General features: G+C 50.4%; 17 protein-coding genes. 8 read left to right on the top strand and 9 right to left on the bottom strand.

Translation table 11 applies throughout. The annotated features are described in order from the left end of the window. Nucleotides 1-6: 6 nt before the first annotated feature. Nucleotides 7-1,125 carry a PilT/PilU family type 4a pilus ATPase gene (locus tag BZJ17_RS12470; RefSeq protein WP_069591175.1) on the top strand — a complete coding sequence of 373 codons (1,119 nt, stop codon included), beginning with the start codon at nucleotides 7-9 and terminating at the stop codon, nucleotides 1,123-1,125. Here the strand turns inward: BZJ17_RS12470 and ruvX are convergent. The 7 genes from ruvX to BZJ17_RS12435 form a co-directional block, all read right to left on the bottom strand. Continuing rightward, on the bottom strand, nucleotides 1,122-1,550 hold the full coding sequence (gene ruvX / locus BZJ17_RS12465) for a Holliday junction resolvase RuvX (protein WP_069591176.1): 429 nt from the start codon (nucleotides 1,548-1,550) through the stop codon (nucleotides 1,122-1,124). The two genes, BZJ17_RS12470 and ruvX, sit on opposite strands and share 4 nt — an antisense overlap. After that, nucleotides 1,547-2,113: a YqgE/AlgH family protein gene (locus tag BZJ17_RS12460; protein WP_069591178.1), complete on the bottom strand. Its 567-nt coding sequence runs from the start codon at nucleotides 2,111-2,113 to the stop codon at nucleotides 1,547-1,549. The genes ruvX and BZJ17_RS12460 overlap by 4 nt, the downstream gene beginning before the upstream one ends. A 90-nt stretch (nucleotides 2,114-2,203) precedes the next feature. After that, complete coding sequence (gene gshB, locus BZJ17_RS12455) at nucleotides 2,204-3,148, bottom strand: glutathione synthase (protein ID WP_077640939.1); 945 nt, start codon at nucleotides 3,146-3,148, stop codon at nucleotides 2,204-2,206. Between the two features lie 21 nt (nucleotides 3,149-3,169). After that, entirely contained in the window at nucleotides 3,170-3,901 is a 732-nt protein-coding gene (gene rsmE / locus BZJ17_RS12450) for a 16S rRNA (uracil(1498)-N(3))-methyltransferase (protein WP_069591180.1), read from the bottom strand. A 114-nt stretch (nucleotides 3,902-4,015) separates the two neighbouring features. Next, nucleotides 4,016-4,519 carry a SprT family zinc-dependent metalloprotease gene (locus BZJ17_RS12445; protein ID WP_077640938.1) on the bottom strand — a complete coding sequence of 168 codons (504 nt, stop codon included), beginning with the start codon at nucleotides 4,517-4,519 and terminating at the stop codon, nucleotides 4,016-4,018. Nucleotides 4,520-4,662: 143 nt separating this feature from the next. Beyond that, nucleotides 4,663-5,817 carry a methionine adenosyltransferase gene (gene metK, locus BZJ17_RS12440; RefSeq protein WP_069591183.1) on the bottom strand — a complete coding sequence of 385 codons (1,155 nt, stop codon included), beginning with the start codon at nucleotides 5,815-5,817 and terminating at the stop codon, nucleotides 4,663-4,665. 175 nt (nucleotides 5,818-5,992) lie between these two features. Next, complete coding sequence (locus tag BZJ17_RS12435; protein ID WP_077640937.1) at nucleotides 5,993-6,931, bottom strand: LysR family transcriptional regulator; 939 nt, start codon at nucleotides 6,929-6,931, stop codon at nucleotides 5,993-5,995. A 171-nt stretch (nucleotides 6,932-7,102) separates the two neighbouring features. Between BZJ17_RS12435 and BZJ17_RS12430 the strand changes: the two genes are divergently transcribed. The 5 genes from BZJ17_RS12430 (at nucleotide 7,103) to BZJ17_RS12410 (ending at nucleotide 13,773) form a co-directional block, all read left to right on the top strand. Further along, complete coding sequence (locus tag BZJ17_RS12430; protein WP_077640936.1) at nucleotides 7,103-9,058, top strand: ligand-gated channel protein; 1,956 nt, start codon at nucleotides 7,103-7,105, stop codon at nucleotides 9,056-9,058. Nucleotides 9,059-9,256: 198 nt separating this feature from the next. Beyond that, nucleotides 9,257-10,273, top strand: coding sequence for an erythrose-4-phosphate dehydrogenase (epd, locus tag BZJ17_RS12425; RefSeq protein ID WP_077640949.1), 1,017 nt, complete (start codon nucleotides 9,257-9,259; stop codon nucleotides 10,271-10,273). A gap of 65 nt (nucleotides 10,274-10,338) precedes the next feature. Further along, nucleotides 10,339-11,505 (top strand): phosphoglycerate kinase, encoded by a 1,167-nt coding sequence (locus tag BZJ17_RS12420; RefSeq protein ID WP_077457402.1) that lies wholly within the window; start codon nucleotides 10,339-10,341, stop codon nucleotides 11,503-11,505. Nucleotides 11,506-11,658: 153 nt separating this feature from the next. Further along, nucleotides 11,659-12,735, top strand: a complete 1,077-nt coding sequence (gene fbaA / locus BZJ17_RS12415; protein ID WP_069591186.1) for a class II fructose-bisphosphate aldolase — start codon at nucleotides 11,659-11,661, stop codon at nucleotides 12,733-12,735. Nucleotides 12,736-12,915: 180 nt separating this feature from the next. Further along, the gene (locus BZJ17_RS12410; protein WP_077457400.1) at nucleotides 12,916-13,773 is read left to right on the top strand and encodes a mechanosensitive ion channel domain-containing protein; all 858 of its coding nucleotides are present in this window, start codon (nucleotides 12,916-12,918) and stop codon (nucleotides 13,771-13,773) included. 50 nt (nucleotides 13,774-13,823) lie between these two features. Here BZJ17_RS12410 and BZJ17_RS12405 read toward each other — a convergent pair whose 3' ends face one another. Next, a complete protein-coding gene (locus tag BZJ17_RS12405) occupies nucleotides 13,824-14,411 on the bottom strand; it encodes a LysE/ArgO family amino acid transporter (RefSeq protein WP_077640948.1) in 588 nt (195 codons plus the stop codon). 155 nt (nucleotides 14,412-14,566) lie between these two features. Here BZJ17_RS12405 and BZJ17_RS12400 point away from each other — a divergent pair, with 155 nt between their 5' ends. Together BZJ17_RS12400 and BZJ17_RS12395 are read left to right on the top strand one after the other, a co-directional pair. Further along, nucleotides 14,567-15,457 (top strand): LysR family transcriptional regulator ArgP, encoded by an 891-nt coding sequence (locus BZJ17_RS12400; RefSeq protein ID WP_077640935.1) that lies wholly within the window; start codon nucleotides 14,567-14,569, stop codon nucleotides 15,455-15,457. 91 nt (nucleotides 15,458-15,548) lie between these two features. Beyond that, nucleotides 15,549-16,247, top strand: a complete 699-nt coding sequence (locus BZJ17_RS12395) for an oxidative stress defense protein (protein ID WP_077640934.1) — start codon at nucleotides 15,549-15,551, stop codon at nucleotides 16,245-16,247. Nucleotides 16,248-16,314: 67 nt separating this feature from the next. Here the strand turns inward: BZJ17_RS12395 and BZJ17_RS12390 are convergent, their stop codons facing one another. Next, nucleotides 16,315-17,862: an alanine/glycine:cation symporter family protein gene (locus BZJ17_RS12390; protein ID WP_077640933.1), complete on the bottom strand. Its 1,548-nt coding sequence runs from the start codon at nucleotides 17,860-17,862 to the stop codon at nucleotides 16,315-16,317. Nucleotides 17,863-17,875: the final 13 nt, after the last annotated feature.

Here is a 17,875-nt window from a genome sequence, read left to right as displayed (position 1 = left end):
GGAAGCATGAAACTCAGTAGTGTGCTGGTGGCGATGCAAGAGCACACCGCCTCGGATGCGTATATTTCTGTGGATGCGCCTGTGATGTTACGGGTGGATGGACGCTTAAAACCTCTGTCTTCGCCGTTGTCGCTGGCGGCAATCAACGTCATGTTGAACAGTGCGATGAACGAGGAACAAAAGCAGCAATTTATTACCAAGCGGGAAGCGAACTTTGCGGTAAAACGCAGTGTTGGGCGTTTTCGGATCAGTGCTTATTGGCAGCGTGATATGCCCAGTATGGTGATCCGCCGCATAGAAACCGAGATTCCGCGTTTGTCATCGTTAGGCACCCCAGTGGTGCTCGAAGAGCTTGCGATGCAAAAGCGAGGCTTGGTCTTAGTGGTTGGGGCGACGGGGTCGGGTAAGTCGACAACCATGGCAGCGATGATGGGGTTTCGTAATCACTATGGGCAAGGCCATATCCTAACGGTTGAAGATCCGATTGAATTTGTTCATGAGCATCAGCAATGCATTGTTAGCCAACGCGAAATTGGTATCGATACCCAGGATTATGAAACAGCGCTAAAAAATGCGCTCAGGCAAGCGCCAGATATGGTGGTAATTGGTGAAATACGAACGCCAGAAACCATGAACTTCGCGCTTCAGTTTGCCGAAACGGGCCATCTTTGCTTGGCCACCTTACATGCGAATAACGCCTATCAAGCACTGGAGCGGGCATTACACTTGATGCCTAAAGCACAGCGAGAGACCTTTTTGTTTGATTTGTCGATGAACTTAAAAGGTGTTATCGCTCAACAGTTGGTACCGGGTGTGAATGGGGTTGGGCGGCATGGTGCCTTTGAATTATTGATCAATAACGCGCATGTGGCAGAGCTGATCCGCAACGGTGAACTACACGCGTTGAAAAAAGCCATGTTGAGCGGGGAGCATTTTGGTATGCAGACCTTTGATCAATCGCTGTATGCGCTTTATGTGCAAGGGAGTATCAGCGAGGATGAGGCGCTGCGACATGCCGACTCGGCCAATGAATTGAAGTTGATGATCAAAACCGGTGCTAAGCACAGTGCGCCGGGCAGCGCACTGGATCATGTACGGATTGAAAGAGCGGGCTCGCTGGATTAATCGGCGTACTGGCGTTCAAACCAGCTTTCGATAATCACCACCGCAGATTGTGCATCGACCGCGCCTTTTTGCAGTGCCTTATAGCCACCACGTTCAAACAATGCTGCACGGGCTTCTCGGGTTGAAAGCCGTTCGTCGTGCAGCTCGACAGGGTAACCAAAACGTCCATGCAGACGGTTGGCAAACTTGCGGGCGCGCGGGGTGATGGTCTCTAGTGGTTCACCATTCAAGTCAAGTGGCAAGCCGACCACCAAAACATCGGGTTGCCACTCTTTGAGTAATGACGCGATCTCTTCCCAATTGGGGATCCCATCGCGGGCTTTTAATGCACATAGGGGGCGTGCGGTTCCCGTTAACGATTGACCGATCGCAACGCCAATACTTTTAACGCCATAATCAAACCCAAGCACGGTGTGTGAAGTCATGCGTGTCCTATTTCTGAAGATAAATTCGCCGCGTTGATCCCCAGTTGATCAAGGGCTTTTTGCCAACGCTCGCTAAGGGGGGTGTCAAAAATCACTTTGGGATCGGCTTCCAAGGTTAACCAGCTGTTTTCGGCTAACTCCAGCTCAAGTTGCCCGGGCTCCCATCCGGCATAGCCGAGCGCGACAATAAATTGGTCGGGCTGCTCATCGGTTCCCAAAATAGACAGTATGTCTTTGGAGGTAGTGACCGCAAGATCGTCAGACAGTGGGATGCTTGTGCCAAAGCTTCGATCTGCACGGTGGAGCACAAAGCCGCGATCTTCCGACACTGGGCCGCCAAACAGGACGGGTTGCGCCAGGCTATCTTTGGCTTGTGAGAGCGGAAGCTGCCGCTCAACCTCGATTTGGTCGAGCATTTTGCCCACCGAGATATTGATAGGCTGATTGATCATCAATCCCATCGCGCCGTCATCGTTATGCTCACACACGTAAATCACACCATGTTGAAAACGGCTATCGGTCATGCTTGGCATTGCGACTAAAAAATGATTTTTCAGATTCATATCGCCGTTCTCCCGTTGAGGCGCGTACTTTGAGTATGCGCTAAAAAACAAAGTTAGGTGAAAATAGGCGCATTAAATGCGCCCACTGACTTACCCTTGGCAACGTGTTGCAATGGCATCCATCAGCAAATCACCAATCGATATATCATACGCTGCATCAATTTCGCGGATGCAGGTGGGGCTGGTGACGTTGATTTCAGTCAGCTTGTCGCCAATGACATCAAGGCCGACAAAAATTAAGCCTTTCTCTTTAAGTGTTGGCGCAACCGCACGCGCAATCGCCCAATCGGTGGGGGATAACGGGCGGGCTTCACCACGTCCGCCAGCGGCAAGGTTACCACGTGTTTCGCCATCGGCAGGAATACGCGCCAAGCAGTATGGCACCGGCTCACCATCGACCACTAAGATACGTTTGTCGCCATTGCTGATATCAGGCACGAAGGTTTGCGCCATGCAAAAACGGCTGCCGTGCTCGGTCAGGGTTTCAATAATTACCGACAGGTTTGGATCGCCTTGTTTGACTCGAAAGATAGATGCGCCGCCCATGCCATCGAGCGGTTTTAAAATCACATCGCCATGTTCGGCTTGGAATGCTTTGATCTCGTCGGCACGACGGGTCACTAGTGTGGTCGGAGTGTGTTCTGGGAACCAGGCGGTATACAGCTTTTCATTGCAATCGCGCAAGCTCTGCGGTTTGTTAACAATCAATACTCCCGCCTGCTCGGCACGCTCGAGCATATAGGTCGCGTAAATATATTCGGTATCAAACGGAGGATCTTTACGCATCAGGATGGCATCAAACACACTCAGTGGCTGTGTTTGAGTGTGGGTAATTTGATACCAATCGTTCGGATCGTCTTGTAGCGAGACTTGATGGGTTTTCGCGTACGGCGCACCTTGCAACATCGACATATCATCCATGTTGATATAATGCACTTCCCAACCGCGTTTTTGTGCTGCCAACATCATGGCAAACGTGGAATCTTTTTTTACATTGATGGCCGAGATCGGATCCATCACTACACCAATTTTCATCTTGATTCTCCTGTTCGCCAACTAACCCAAATCACCGAAACGAACCTGCAAAGCGGTAATGGCCGTCAGTGCGGCGGTTTCGGTCCGCAATACGCGGGGGCCGAGTAAAATTTCTTTAAAATCACAATCGCGCGTCATGGCGATTTCTTCATCGGACAGTCCCCCTTCGGGGCCTATCAACAAGCGTAGCTTCGATGGACGTTCTGGCAGCGTATTAATGGAATATGGGGCGCGAGGATGTAGGTTGAGCTTCAGTCCGGCAAAGGCTTCTTGGCTCCACGCCTCCAACATCATCACAGGACGAACTTCTGGGACGCGATTACGGCCGCTTTGTTCGCAGGCGCCAATGGCGATCTTTTGCCATTGTTGGCGTTTTTTCTCGAGTCGTTCTGCATTGAGCTTCACGCCGCACCGCGCTGATATCAACGGTGTGATCACATTGACGCCCAGTTCGACCGATTTTTGAATGGTGAACTCCATTTTCTCGCCGCGCGAGATCACTTGTCCAAGCTCGAGGTCAAGTGGCGACTCCACACTGTGATCGTCTCGTGCACTGATGGTCACGGACACTTGTTTTTTAGTGACATCGCTTAAAGTGGCGGGAAACTGAGCGCCACTGCCATCAAAAAGCAGCACGGCTTGGCCTGGCTGCATGCGCAATACGCGTCCAATGTGATTGGCCGCATCGTCGGTGAGCGTCACATCGCCTTGCGATGGCAAAGGGTCTGGGTGATAAATTCGAGGAATACGCATAATGCTTGAGTTCCGTTATCAATAAGTTGCCAGTGTAACACGCTGTTCTGTGACTGGGAGGCTTGTGTTGATATGGGGACAGACACGAAAAAAACCAAGACGAGAAAAACGCGACTAGAGTACGGCAGACACCGGCATCAGCGTTTGGTGACAGCGTTTACATCGGTAGCTCGCCTCACCGCGTTGCACTTTATTGTGGCGCCGTACGGTCAAGGCCACTTCCCCGCAGTGGCACGCATAGGCAAACGTTTTGCCTTGAACGGCGGTAATATCGAGTTGATGGGTGGTGTTGGCTGGTGCCTGAAACACGGTTTCCATCAAGGTGCGCCATTGTGAGCCGTGAGGCTTAACGCGTCCATACAATGCGAAGGTGACGAGGTGACAGACTTCATGCGGGATCACTTCCTCAAAAAACACGTGAGGAGACTGTTGAAGCAGCACGGGATTAAAACGCAATCGCCATTGGCTGGGATGCGCTGTGCCGGCGGCACGTCCCCGCAGCGACAGGCTAGTGTCGGGATAAGTCAGTTGAATACCGAGCTGGTGGTTGGCGATGTCAATGCACTCGCGTACTCGTTCAAAAACGGCATCAGCCAGTGGTTCAGAGACTGCGGACATGGCAATCGTTACCTCACTCGAGTTAACGTCTTGGGGTCACGTAACATGCGTCATTTAACACGTGTCACAGCACATGGGTGATTAAAAAAGGGAAGCCGCTGCTTCCCTTCCTTTCTTTGCGCACAATGAGCGTTAGCCCAAGATTAACCAAGTTTAGCAAATTCGCGCAATAGCTCGGCTTTGTCGGTTTTTTCCCAAGGGAAAATATCACGACCAAAGTGACCATATGCGGCGGTTTGCTTATAAATCGGTTGTAGCAGATCAAGCATTTCCTGCAGACCGTATGGGCGCAGGTCGAAGTTTTCACGCACCGCCTTGATGATGATTTCAGGGGCCACTTTTTCGGTACCGAAGGTTTCGACCATGATAGAAGTCGGCTCGGCGACACCAATCGCGTAAGACAATTGGATTTCACAGCGGTCCGCCAGACCGGCAGCGACAATGTTTTTCGCCACATAGCGTGCCGCATAGGCGGCTGAGCGGTCAACTTTCGATGGATCTTTACCGGAGAATGCACCACCACCGTGACGGGCTGCACCGCCGTAGGTATCGACGATAATTTTACGGCCAGTAAGACCACAGTCACCCATTGGGCCACCAATTACGAAACGACCGGTTGGGTTGATGAAGTACTTGGTTTCTTTGGTCAGCCATTCGGCAGGAAGAACAGGCTTGATAATCTCTTCCATCACCGCTTCACGCAGGGTCTCGGTAGAGACGCTGTCGCAATGCTGAGTAGAAAGCACAACCGCATCGATGCCGACGATCTTGCCGTTGTCGTACGCAAAAGTGACCTGACTTTTAGCGTCTGGACGCAACCAATCTAGGGTGCCATCTTTACGCGCTTGCGCTTGGCGCTCGACCAAACGGTGCGAGTAAGTGATCGGGGCAGGCATAAGGACATTGGTTTCGTTGGTTGCGTAACCAAACATAATGCCTTGGTCGCCTGCGCCTTGATCTTTGGGGTCGGCACGGTCAACACCTTGGTTAATATCTGGTGACTGCTTACCAATGGTGTTGAGCACTGCGCACGAGTTGGCATCAAAGCCCATGTCTGAGTGTACATAGCCAATGTCGCGAACCGTTTGGCGTGTCAGCTCTTCAATATCGACCCACGCTGAGGTGGTGATCTCGCCGCCGACCATTACCATGCCGGTTTTTACATAGGTTTCGCAGGCAACGCGCGCTTTTGGATCTTGCTCAAGAATTGCATCCAAAACGGCATCTGAAATTTGGTCTGCGATTTTATCTGGATGGCCTTCAGAGACAGACTCTGAAGTAAACAGGTGCTTAGCCATGTGACACTCTCATTGTTTATCAAGAATACCGACGATACGAGGCGAAATCGATCGCCGATCATCTCAGATGTTTTAACTTCTAGACGTCTATTCTATTCGTAATTGTGACAAACGCAAGCAAGTTGATGCATAGCGCTATCTATCTAGGTATAGCAAACGATTGCGCGGTCAGGCGTTATTCGACGGCTACAGGCATAACATCATCGGCCATCTGAGCATCTGTCCACGCTTTGGGAGCACGAGTGATAAATCGCTCCACCAGTGTTTCTATGCGCAAAGGCAGTCGCCCCGAGGCGCTATATAATCGAATCGGTACCGCGGCCGACTGCCAGTGTGGCAAACAGCGGATAATCTTGTCTGGATGATGCGCCTGATACCCTTCAGCATTCCATGTGGGTAGCAGGCCCACACCTTGTCCGTTGGCAATCGCATCGATTTGAATCGCAACCATATCGCAGTTAAACCGGCTGGGAAGCGCGCTCAAATGATAGGGAGCCTGATGGGAGTGAAACAGTGTGAGTCCACGTCGGCGCAACGCAAACACATCCAGCCAAGCGTGATCATCCAACGCGCAGGGGTGTGAAAACGGACCATATACCTGAACATACGCGGGCGAGGCGTAAATGCCGTAGTGCCAGTGACCCAGTGTTTGGGTGCGACAATTGCTAGGGAGCATCACATCGTCGGCCCAGATAACAATATCAGCCGCTTGGATACGCTGTGCACTCAGCTCACTGGTTAAGGTGATGGACACTTTGGGATGCTCGGTTAAAAAATGATTCAGTAAAGGACCAGCCCAGCCACGCATGAGCGCCGGATGGCAAATGACTTCAATTGGCCCTTTTAGCTCATTATTCAGACCGTGAATGGCTTCTTGGCTTTCCTCAGCCAGAGCCAAAATTTGCGAGCAATAGCGCGAAAAGGTTTCGCCGGCTTTAGTGAGTACCAACCGATTTCCCTGCCGTTGGGTTAATGCTTGGCCAAGGTCACTTTCTAATTGTGCCAGCCGCCGACTAATGGTCGATTTGGGCTGGTGGAGTGCGTCAGCCGCTGCGGTCAAGCTTTGATGGCGGCAAAGGGCATCGAACGCACGGATAGCGGCAAGGTCCTGCATGCTTCTTTATCCTATTTTTCTTTTTTATCAGTAAGATGAAATAAACGCTTACTTGTTTCACGTTCTAAAACTGGAACAAGTTGTTCCAGTTTTAGGGCTGGGTTTCCTTACTCTAATATGAATAATTCTCACTAATCAAATGATAATTATTATCAAAAAATGGAGTAAGATATGTCTAGTCGTCTTCGTCCCGTTGTGGTTGGGATGGTATTAGCGGGAATGCCTATAGCCTCACTTTCTGCCGCTGAGGCAGCCAACACGGAAACCATGGTGATCACCGCCTCTGGGTTTGAGCAGGTGACTGCCAAAGCACCTGCCAGTATTAGTGTGATCAGCCGAGATCAGTTAGAAGGGCGCTACTATCGTGATGTGACAGACGCATTGAAACGGGTACCGGGTGTGGTGGTGACTGGCGGTGGTGATACGACGGATATCAGTATTCGCGGCATGGCTTCAAAATATACCCTGATTTTGGTGGATGGCCGACGAACCTCAAGCCGTGAAACGCGCCCTAACAGTGACGGCCCGGGTATTGAGCAGGGGTGGCTGCCACCGCTACAAGCGATTGAACGTATTGAGGTCATTCGTGGCCCTATGTCAACCCTGTATGGCTCGGATGCGATTGGGGGGGTTATCAATATTATTACGCGTCGTGGTGAACAAGATTGGCACGGTAACGTGCAGCTGAGCACCGTGATGCAAGAAAATCGCGCATCGGGCGATGAGCAAAGCGCGAACTTTTACCTATCAGGCATGTTAAGTGACAAAGTTGGATTGAAACTGACGGGTCAAAACACGCAGCGCCAAGAAGATGATATCCAGTACGGCTATGAAGATAAGTCATTACGCTCTTTATCCACCACCTTGACTTACGATCATAATGATTTGCACCGTTGGGAGCTTGACCTCGGCGTCAACGCACAAGATCGCCGTGGTCATGTCGGCCGCTCCGTACCGAGTGACGATAGCCTTTGTCGCGGCAGCTGTGAGAACAGTAATAATGAATATCGGCGTCAGTCGATAGCCGTCAGCCACAAAGGGAATTGGGACTGGGGATGGTCTGACAGCCACTTGCAATACGAACAGAGTCGGAATAAAAGCCGCGAAATGACCATCGAAAATACCGAATTTAAAACCAGTTTAGTGCGTGATTTCGAGGCGCATACCCTGACGGTTGGTGGCTCTGTTGTCTATGCGAAGTTGGAAGATTTTACCTCCAACCAAGCGTCGACCAAGACCAGTATCGATAATACGCAATCAGCGATTTTTGTTGAGGACGAATGGCGCGTCTTGGAGCCGCTGAGTGTGACTTTAGGGCTTCGAGTCGATCACGATGAAAACTACGATTACCACGCCAGTCCTCGCCTGTATGGGGTTTATCAAGTTACTGATAACTGGATACTAAAAGGTGGGGTGGCGACAGGCTTTAAGTCTCCGCAGCTTCGCGAAATTACGCCTAACTGGGCCCAGGTGAGCCGTGGCGGTAATATCTACGGTAACCCCGACCTTGACCCTGAAACATCCGTGAATACCGAGCTGAGCCTCAACTATCAAGGGGATAACGGCATCACGGGGTCGATTGGTGTGTTCCACAATGACTTTAAAGACAAGATCACCCGTGTGACGTGCCCCGATACCGTATGTACTGCGGGACCAAACAAATGGGGCTCGGATCCAACTTATCGTGTCAATGTGGATGAAGCGGTTACCCAAGGGGTGGAAGCGAGTATTTTCGTGCCCATCGGTGATACCGTGGATGTAAGTGCCAGCTACACCTATACCGACTCGGAACAAAAAACCGGTGAGTATAAAGGGCAGCCACTTAACCAGATCCCGAAATCGCTAGCGCATGGTGAAGTGAATTGGCAAGCGACCGAAAAACTCAGCCCATGGGCGAGCGTGACTTACCGTGGTACAGAAATGGATCCGGTAACGGGCCCATCATCGCGCAGCAATATCGAACCTGCGTATACCATGGTGGATGCCGGGGCGAACTACCAACTGACCGGTGCCATTGAGTTGCAAGGGGCGATATACAACTTGCTAGATAAATCGTTGGACTATGACGATTACGGTTACATCAGCGATGAGCGTCGCTACTGGGTAGGGATGAATATCCACTTCTAAGGAAGCTCCGACCCGTCTGTCTCTTTTATCGGGGATAGAGACGGCGATAACACTGCCGCGCCCGTTTTGGCCTCTAGTCAAACGGGCGTTTTTGGGTAGGATGGCGTGAACAGTCGCGTGATTAGCCTCACATAAGACGTGCGTCTTTTACGTGCTTGAGATACACTGGGCGGCGTTGTCAAACGAGCACCGATGGACATGACACTAAGAGTCGCAATTAATGGATTTGGTCGCATAGGTCGCAGTGTATTGCGCGCCTTGTATGAAAGCGGCAAACAGGATCGCATCCAAGTGGTGGCGATCAATGAACTCGCGGAACCAGAAGCGATGGCCCACCTGCTGCAGTATGACTCCAGCCATGGGCGTTTCGGGTGGCCGGTGTCTTTCAATCAAGAACATCTGTTCGTTGCTACTGACAGCATTCGTCTTCTTCACTTATCCGAACTCCACCTTTTGCCTTGGCGCGACCTCGATGTCGATATTGTGCTCGACTGTACCGGTACATTCGGCACGCGCGCCGATGGTGAGGCTCACATTGCCGCGGGGGCGAAAAAAGTACTGTTTTCCCATCCCGCCAGCCAAGATGTCGATCGTACGGTTATTTTTGGTGTAAATCACGAAGCACTGACCAGCGATGATCGTATCGTCTCAAACGGTTCTTGTACCACCAACTGCATTGTGCCTGTGATTAAAGCGCTGGATGAGCACTTTGGCATTGAGTCAGGCACTATTACCACGATTCACTCGTCGATGAATGATCAACAAGTGATCGATGCCTACCATACCGATCTGCGTCGCACACGTGCGGCAAGTCAGTCTATTATTCCGGTAGACACCAAATTACATGTCGGGATTGGTAGGATTTTTCCGAAATTTTCTGACAAGTTTGAGGCGATCTCGGTCCGAGTACCGACGATAAACGTGACAGCGATGGATTTAAGTGTCACTGTACGTACTAAAGTGAAAGTTAATGACGTAAATCAAGCTCTGCAAACCGCATCTCGATGTACATTAGACGGTATCCTGGATTATACCGAAGCGCCCTTGGTGTCGATTGACTTCAACCATGACTCACACAGCGCCATTGTCGATGGGTCACAAACGCGGGTGAGTAACCATCAGCTGATTAAAACGCTGGTTTGGTGTGACAACGAGTGGGGTTTTGCCAACCGAATGTTGGATACCACCCTTGCCATGGCAGCGACAACGCAGTAGCCAGCAAGTGGGGGTATCGCCCTGATTAAGTCAGTTTCAATTTGCAACCTTATAGAGAGGACCTTATGTCTGTAATTAAGATGACCGACTTGGATCTTGCCGGAAAGCGTGTCTTTATCCGTGCAGACCTCAACGTGCCAGTGAAAGATGGCAAAGTCACATCTGACGCGCGTATTTTGGCGTCACTACCAACCATCAAGCACTGCCTGGCGGCAGGTGCGAAAGTGATGGTGACCTCTCACCTTGGCCGTCCTGAAGAAGGCCAGCCTGAAGACAAATTCTCGCTACAGCCTGTTGTGAACTACCTTGACGATGCATTGGATTGCAAGGTTAGCTTGGCCAAAGACTACCTGAATGGCCTTGAGCTTAATGCTGGTGAGCTGGTGGTTCTGGAAAACGTACGCTTTAACAAAGGCGAGAAAAAGAACGACGAAGCTTTATCAAAACAATACGCTGCTTTGTGTGATGTGTTTGTGATGGACGCATTTGGTACTGCACACCGTGCGCAAGCATCGACTCACGGTGTGGGTATGCACGCACCGATTGCCTGTGCAGGTCCACTACTGGCGAACGAGCTAGACGCACTGGGTAAAGCGATGGACAACCCTGCGCGCCCAATGGTGGCGATTGTGGGTGGTTCAAAAGTATCGACCAAATTGACTGTGCTGAAATCTCTGTCAACCGTGGCGGATCAGCTCGTTGTCGGTGGCGGTATCGCCAACACCTTTATCGCTGCAGCCGGTCACAATGTAGGCAAGTCTCTTTACGAAGCAGACTTGGTCGAGACCGCAAAATCACTGATGGAAGAGTGTCATATTCCAGTGGCAACAGATGTGGCGTGTGCCAAAGCGTTTGATGAAAACGCAGAAGCTGAGATCAAGCGTGTTGAAGACGTGCAAGACGATGACATGATCTTCGACCTAGGCCCAGAATCTACCCAAGCACTGGCTGACATTCTGAAAAATGCCAAAACCATCCTCTGGAATGGCCCTGTAGGCGTGTTTGAATTCAAGAACTTTGAAGCGGGCACTAAGGGTATTTCACAAGCGATTGCAGAGTCAGAAGGCTTCTCTGTCGCCGGTGGCGGTGACACCTTGGCTGCCATCGATAAGTTTGGCATCAAAGCTGACGTGTCATACATTTCCACAGGTGGCGGTGCGTTCCTCGAGTTTGTTGAGGGCAAACCACTACCAGCGGTAGAAATGCTAGAAGCACGTGCCAAAGACGCGTAATTGACGTGATAAAACGGGAGCGATGTCTCCCGTTTTCGCATTCGTTTGACTACAATAGGCCGAGTCGTAAACGATTGCACCATTTCTAGTAAGGTGCTGTGGCACCTTCACGAAGTTTAAGCAAAGACAACCCGAGTTAATAGGACGAGAGCCATGTCTAAAGTTTTTGATTTTGTAAAACCTGGCGTTATCTGGGGCGATGACGTTCAGAAAGTATTTGAAGTCGCCAAAGAGAACAAATTTGCGCTGCCAGCAGTCAACGTGGTGAACACTGACTCTATCAACGCTGTGATGGAAGCCGCTGCGAAAGTAAAAGCACCGGTTGTTATCCAGTTCTCAAACGGTGGTGCTGGCTTCTTCCCAGGTAAAGGCCTGAAGCTAGACGGTCAAGAAGCTCAAATCAAAGGCGCAGTAGCGGGTGCAAAATATGTACACGCGATGGCTGAAGTCTATGGTGTGCCTGTGATCATGCACACTGACCACGCTGCGAAAAAATTGCTGCCATGGATTGATGGTTTGCTAGACGCTGGTGAAGCTTTCTACAAAGAACACGGTAAACCTTTGTTCTCTTCTCACATGATTGACCTGTCTGAAGAGTCACTGGAAGAGAACATGGAAATCTGTGCTGAGTACCTAGCGCGCATGGACAAAATGGGCATGACGCTGGAAATCGAACTGGGCATCACCGGTGGTGAAGAAGATGGCGTGGACAACAGCGATGTTGATACCGCCGATCTTTACACCAAGCCAGAAGAAGTTGCCTACGCGTACGAGAAACTGTCTGCAGTTAGCCACCGTTTCACCATCGCCGCTTCATTCGGTAACGTACACGGCGTTTACAAGCCAGGTAACGTGGTTCTAAAACCAACCATCCTGCGTGATTCTCAAGCCTACTGTGCAGAGAAATTTGGTCTTGCACCAAACGCGCTGAACTTCGTATTCCACGGTGGTTCTGGTTCTTCACAAGCAGAGATCGAAGAGTCTATCGGTTACGGTGTGATCAAAATGAACATCGACACCGATACCCAGTGGGCAACTTGGAACGGTATTCGTCAATACTACCAAGAGAACGAAGCCTATCTGCAAGGCCAAATCGGTAACCCGAAAGGCGACGACCAACCAAACAAAAAATTCTATGACCCACGCGTATGGCTACGCAAAGGTCAAGAATCTATGGTTGCCCGTCTCGAGCAAGCATTCTCTGACCTTAACGCGATTGACGTACTGTAAGTATCGTTTCTCCGGTCATCAAAACCCGCCGTTTGGCGGGTTTTTTTATACCTGATTGGATACCACTTCGGACACGTCGCCTATAACTGTCTCAGTTTCGTGCTACAAAGCTAGACACAAGTAGGCCAAAGCCTGTTAGCATAGCGTTATCATTGATGGTCCAAAAAGAGGGACAAGGGAATGAGTGAGGAAAACGCGGTAGTAGAAGGCGCTAAGTTTGCGCAAACATGGTTTGTCGATCACCAAGATCTATTGATCCAGTATGGCGTGAACATCTTGTCTGCGTTACTGATCCTAATTATCGGTAACCTCGTGGTGAAAGGCTTGGCCAATTCACTGGCTGCGGTGATGCGTAAGCGTCAAATGGATAACGCGGTAGTGGAGTTTATTCACGGCTTGGTGCGTTATCTGCTCTTTATCATTGTATTGATTGCCGCGCTCAGCCGGATTGGGGTACAAACCGCGTCTGTCATCGCGATTCTCGGTGCGGCAGGTTTAGCGGTAGGCTTGGCTTTGCAAGGCTCACTAGCCAACTTTGCTGCTGGTGTCTTAATTGTTACCTTTCGTCCATTTAAATCAGGTGATTACGTTGAATTGGCAGGCGTTGCCGGTTCGGTCGAGTCGATTCAAATTTTCTCCACAGTATTGACCACGCCTGACAATAAGATGGTGGTGGTGCCGAATGGCTCGGTGATCAGTAGTCCAATCACCAACTACTCTAAACATGCGACACGTCGTATTGACTACACCATTGGCGTGTCTTACAACGCGGATCTGAAAAAGACCAAAGCCATTTTAACCGAGGTGGTGACCAATCATCCTCTGGTCATGAAAGATCCTGCACCGACAATTGGTGTCATGACGCTGGCGGACTCATCCGTGAATTTTGTGGTTCGCCCTTGGGTGAAAACCAGTGACTATTGGAGCGTGTATTACGAGCTGCTGCAGTCGATGAAAGAAGCTTTGGACGAGCACAATATTGAGATCCCATTCCCGCAGATGAGTGTACATATCAACCGCGGTGATGTGAGTGAATAACTTGCGCTTTAACGTTGATCATCAAACGGCACCCAATGGGTGCCGTTTTTTTATCCTGCGACGAGGCGCGTGTATAAACCTAAAGCGAGTTTTATCGCGACAAAAAGCATCATACTGGCCATTAAGATATCGAGCAGGCGGCGAATCGACGGGGTAGATAGCCAAGGAGATAAGCGCGCCGCCCCTGCGGATAAGCCATAAAACCATAAGCAAGAGCCGAGTAATGCACCTACCGTAAAGGCAACACGCTCATCAAAGGCAAACTGTCCACCAATGGCACCTAGGACAACGACTGTATCCAAATAGACATGTGGATTGAGTAGAGTCACTGCTAGTGCGCCGATAATCACGGCACGTCGACCTCGGCTCATCGTGGGCGTGGACACATCGTTCTCGGCAGGCTGGCGAGCATTTTGAATAAATTGCCATGCATACATAGTTAAAAATGCGATGCCGGCTAATGTAATGGTGTTGAGTAACACCGGATAGCTAGCCAGTAGTGCGCCTCCGCCAAAAATACCGCTTGAAATCAGTATGATATCGCACAAAAAGCAAATGGAAGCGGTGGTCATATGATGTTCACGGCTGATCCCTTGGTTAATCACGTAGGCATTCTGTGCGCCGATAGGAATAATCATGGTTAGGCTTAGCCCCAAGCCTTGGAGTGCCACAAAAAAACTACTCACGGGTTGATCCTTTTATCACGAGGTATGACTCCCACTTTAAGCAGGGATGGCTATTAAGTGAACTTAATTATATTTATGGTTAATTAGTCTAACTTATGGGGGTGTGAATGGACTATCGAGGCGTAGAAGCGTTAGACGCGGTGATCACCTTAGGGGGATTTGAGCGTGCCGCTGCGGCGTTGTTTATTACCCAATCGGCGGTCTCGCAGCGGATCAAACAACTGGAGCGACAAATTGCGCAGCCTGTGATGGTTCGCGAGCAGCCGCCTCGGTTGACACCGATTGGGCAGCGTTTACTGGGTTTGTACCGGCGTGTTCAGCTTTTGGAGCAAGAGACATTGCCAGAGCTTGCTCCAGATGTGGATGGCTCCGTACTCTCGGTATCAATTGCCACTAATGCTGATAGCCTCGCGACATGGTTGCTACCGGCACTCGCCCCCTTGTTAGCCTCGCAAGCGATTGATCTCAACTTGCTAGTTGAAGATGAGAGCCGCACCTTGAAACGGATGCGAAGTGGTGAGGCAATTGCAGCCATTAGCACAGACTCCACACCCATGCATGGATGTGATTGCCTGTATTTGGGTCGCATGGACTATAGCTGTGTGGCAACCCCTGCATTTTCACAGCGATATTTCTCCCAAGGGATTGATAGGGAGGCCTTAATGGCGGCACCCGCCGTCATTTTCGATGCGCATGATGATATGCACGCGGACTTTCTTGCGTCCCATTTTGCGATGCCTGCCGCTGGGTGGCGACGTCATATTGTTCGCTCGTCTGAGGCCTTTGTCGCGATGGCAAGTAAAAGCATGGCGTACTGTTTAATACCCCGTTTAATGGTATCAAAGCAGCTCGAGGAGGGGACTTTGATCGATGTGATGCCGGGTAAAGTCGAGGCTCGTCATCTTTATTGGCACTATTGGGCAATGGRAAGTGGTGTGTTATCGGAAATGACCCATGCTTGCCAACAAGCGGCACAGCGTGCATTAGTGCAATCTTAACCGGAAATTGACCGAACACAGGGAGCCTTTTGGCTCATCGAGAGTCTTACCTGAGTGTCAGTAAAATCGTGAACCCATTTAAGGAGACCGTATGCGTAAACTCAAAGCAATGGTGCTGTTGACCAGTACACTGGTGATGGCGCCTGCCGCCATGGCTAATATCGATTTTCCCCATCTTGAAATCACAGGGGTCGGTGAAGTGACAGCTAAGCCAGATATGGCGATGATCCATGTTGCTGTAGTATCAGAAAGAAAAAGCGCCAAAGCCGCTAAACTCGCTTCGGATAAGGCGGTGGCTGAGTTTATCAACCGATTGAATAAACAAGGCGTTGCACGTGAACAAATAGAAAGTGCGCATATTAACCTGTCACCACGTTATCAGTATCCCAAAGATAAAGCCCCAGAATTAACGGGTTACCGCGCTGAACGTCAAGTGACGGTGACCTTAAATGATCTCTCTAATCTAAACCCGGTGCTGGATGGTGCGTTAGGCGATGGTATAAACCGTATTAGCCATATTCAACTGACGAGCAGTGATTATGCCGCGTTAGAAGCGAAAGCCCGAGAGGCTGCGGTGAAGGATGCACGTGAAAAAGCAGCCGCACTGGCCGAGAGTTTAGCGATGAAGTTGGACGGCGTATGGCAGATTCGCTATCGCTCAAGCTCGCCTCGCCCGGTTATGATGCAGGCTGAAATGCGCGGTGCTAAAGCGGATGTGGCAGCCAGTTATCAAGATGCGACGATGGAAGTGCGTGATCAAGTGGATATTATTTTTCGTCTTGACGATTAATCCTGCATCACTTCATTAATAAAAAGGGCGCCGATGGGCGCCCTTTTTGATGCTAACTAAGCAGTAGTTACGCGGTGGGATTCACCGGCTTACCTTTTCCATCTTCTGCTTGGTCGCTTTGCGTTTGTTGGCGACGAGCAAGGCGTTGTTCCCAATAGTCTGCATTCTTAATCCCTAATTTCACAGGATCAAACGTGTAGGTCTCAACACCTTTCGCTTGTTGTTCTTCATAGTCTCTAAGCGCTTTGAGTGCGGGCTTACCAATAAAGAAAATAATGATAATACCGACAATGTTGAGCCATGCCATCAGACCAACACCGGCATCACCAAATGCCCACGCCAGGTTCGCGCTACGTACACACCCATAGAATACCGCTGACATCAGCACGATTTTAAGCGCAAACATCATACCGGGCACTTTAAAAGTGCGGCGTAAGTACGCGATATTCGTTTCGGCGATGTAGTAATAAGCCAAGATGGTTGTGAATGCGAAGAAGAACAATGCAAAGGCGATAAAGGGTTTACCTAGGCCCGGCATTGCTTGCTCGATAGCCAGCTGCGTAAACTCAGGGCTGTTCGCTGCGACAGATGACGCGAGGTTTTGCACGATAAAGGCGTCACCCGCACCATGTACGTTATAAGCTCCGGTAATGATGATCATAAACGCGGTGGCAGAACAAACTAACAGGGTATCGATATAGACGGAGAATGATTGCACTAAACCTTGCTGTGCCGGGTGCTCAACGTTGGCAGCAGCGGCGGCATGAGGGCCTGTACCTTGTCCGGCTTCGTTAGAGTAGACGCCACGTTTCACACCCCAGCCAATCGCAGCACCGGCACCTGCCATCGGTGTAAAGGCATCGCCAATGATCATAGCAACTACACCAGGGATCTCGCTGATGTTTAGCAAGATGATCACGAACGCAATGATGATGTAAGCAAGCGCCATAAATGGCACAACGATTTGAGTAAAGTGGGCAATACGCTTTACACCACCAAAAATGATGAAGCCAAGTACAACGGAAATGAAGGCACCGGTGATGACTTTCGACACCTCTAGGGCGCCAAACATCGCCGTATCAACCATAGCACCAGAACCAAACGCCGTCTCTACTGCGTTACCGATCGCATTAGACTGCACGCCCGGCAGCATCACACCACATGCAAGTAGGGTCGCGAACGCAAATAAAATGGCATACCACTTCTGACCCATCGCTTTTTCAATGTAATACGCTGGGCCGCCGCGGAACTCACCGTTATCCTCTTCTTTGTAAATTTGTGCGAGGGTTGACTCTGTGTACGCGGTCGCAGCGCCGAGAAAGGCGACGACCCACATCCAGAATACCGCTCCTGGACCACCAAACCCAATTGCAGCAGCAACCCCAGCGATATTACCGGTACCGACGCGACCCGAAAGTGAGACCGCGAGAGCTTGGAAGGACGAAATCCCTTTTTCTGAGCTTTTGCCGGAGAAAAGTAATCGCCACATTTCCGAGAAGTGACGGACTTGTGCGAAACGCGTCAAAATGGAGTAGAACAGGCCGGCACCCAAGCAGGTGTAGATCAGCACTGGACTCCAAATGATGCTATTTAAAAAATCGACAAACGATTGCATAGTGAGTTCCTTC

The sequence above is a fragment of the Salinivibrio sp. IB574 genome (assembly GCF_001996205.1).
GTDB lineage: Bacteria > Pseudomonadota > Gammaproteobacteria > Enterobacterales > Vibrionaceae > Salinivibrio > Salinivibrio proteolyticus.
The sequence above is the reverse complement of the archived record's forward strand: the minus strand, read 5'-3'. Positions and strand labels throughout refer to the sequence as shown.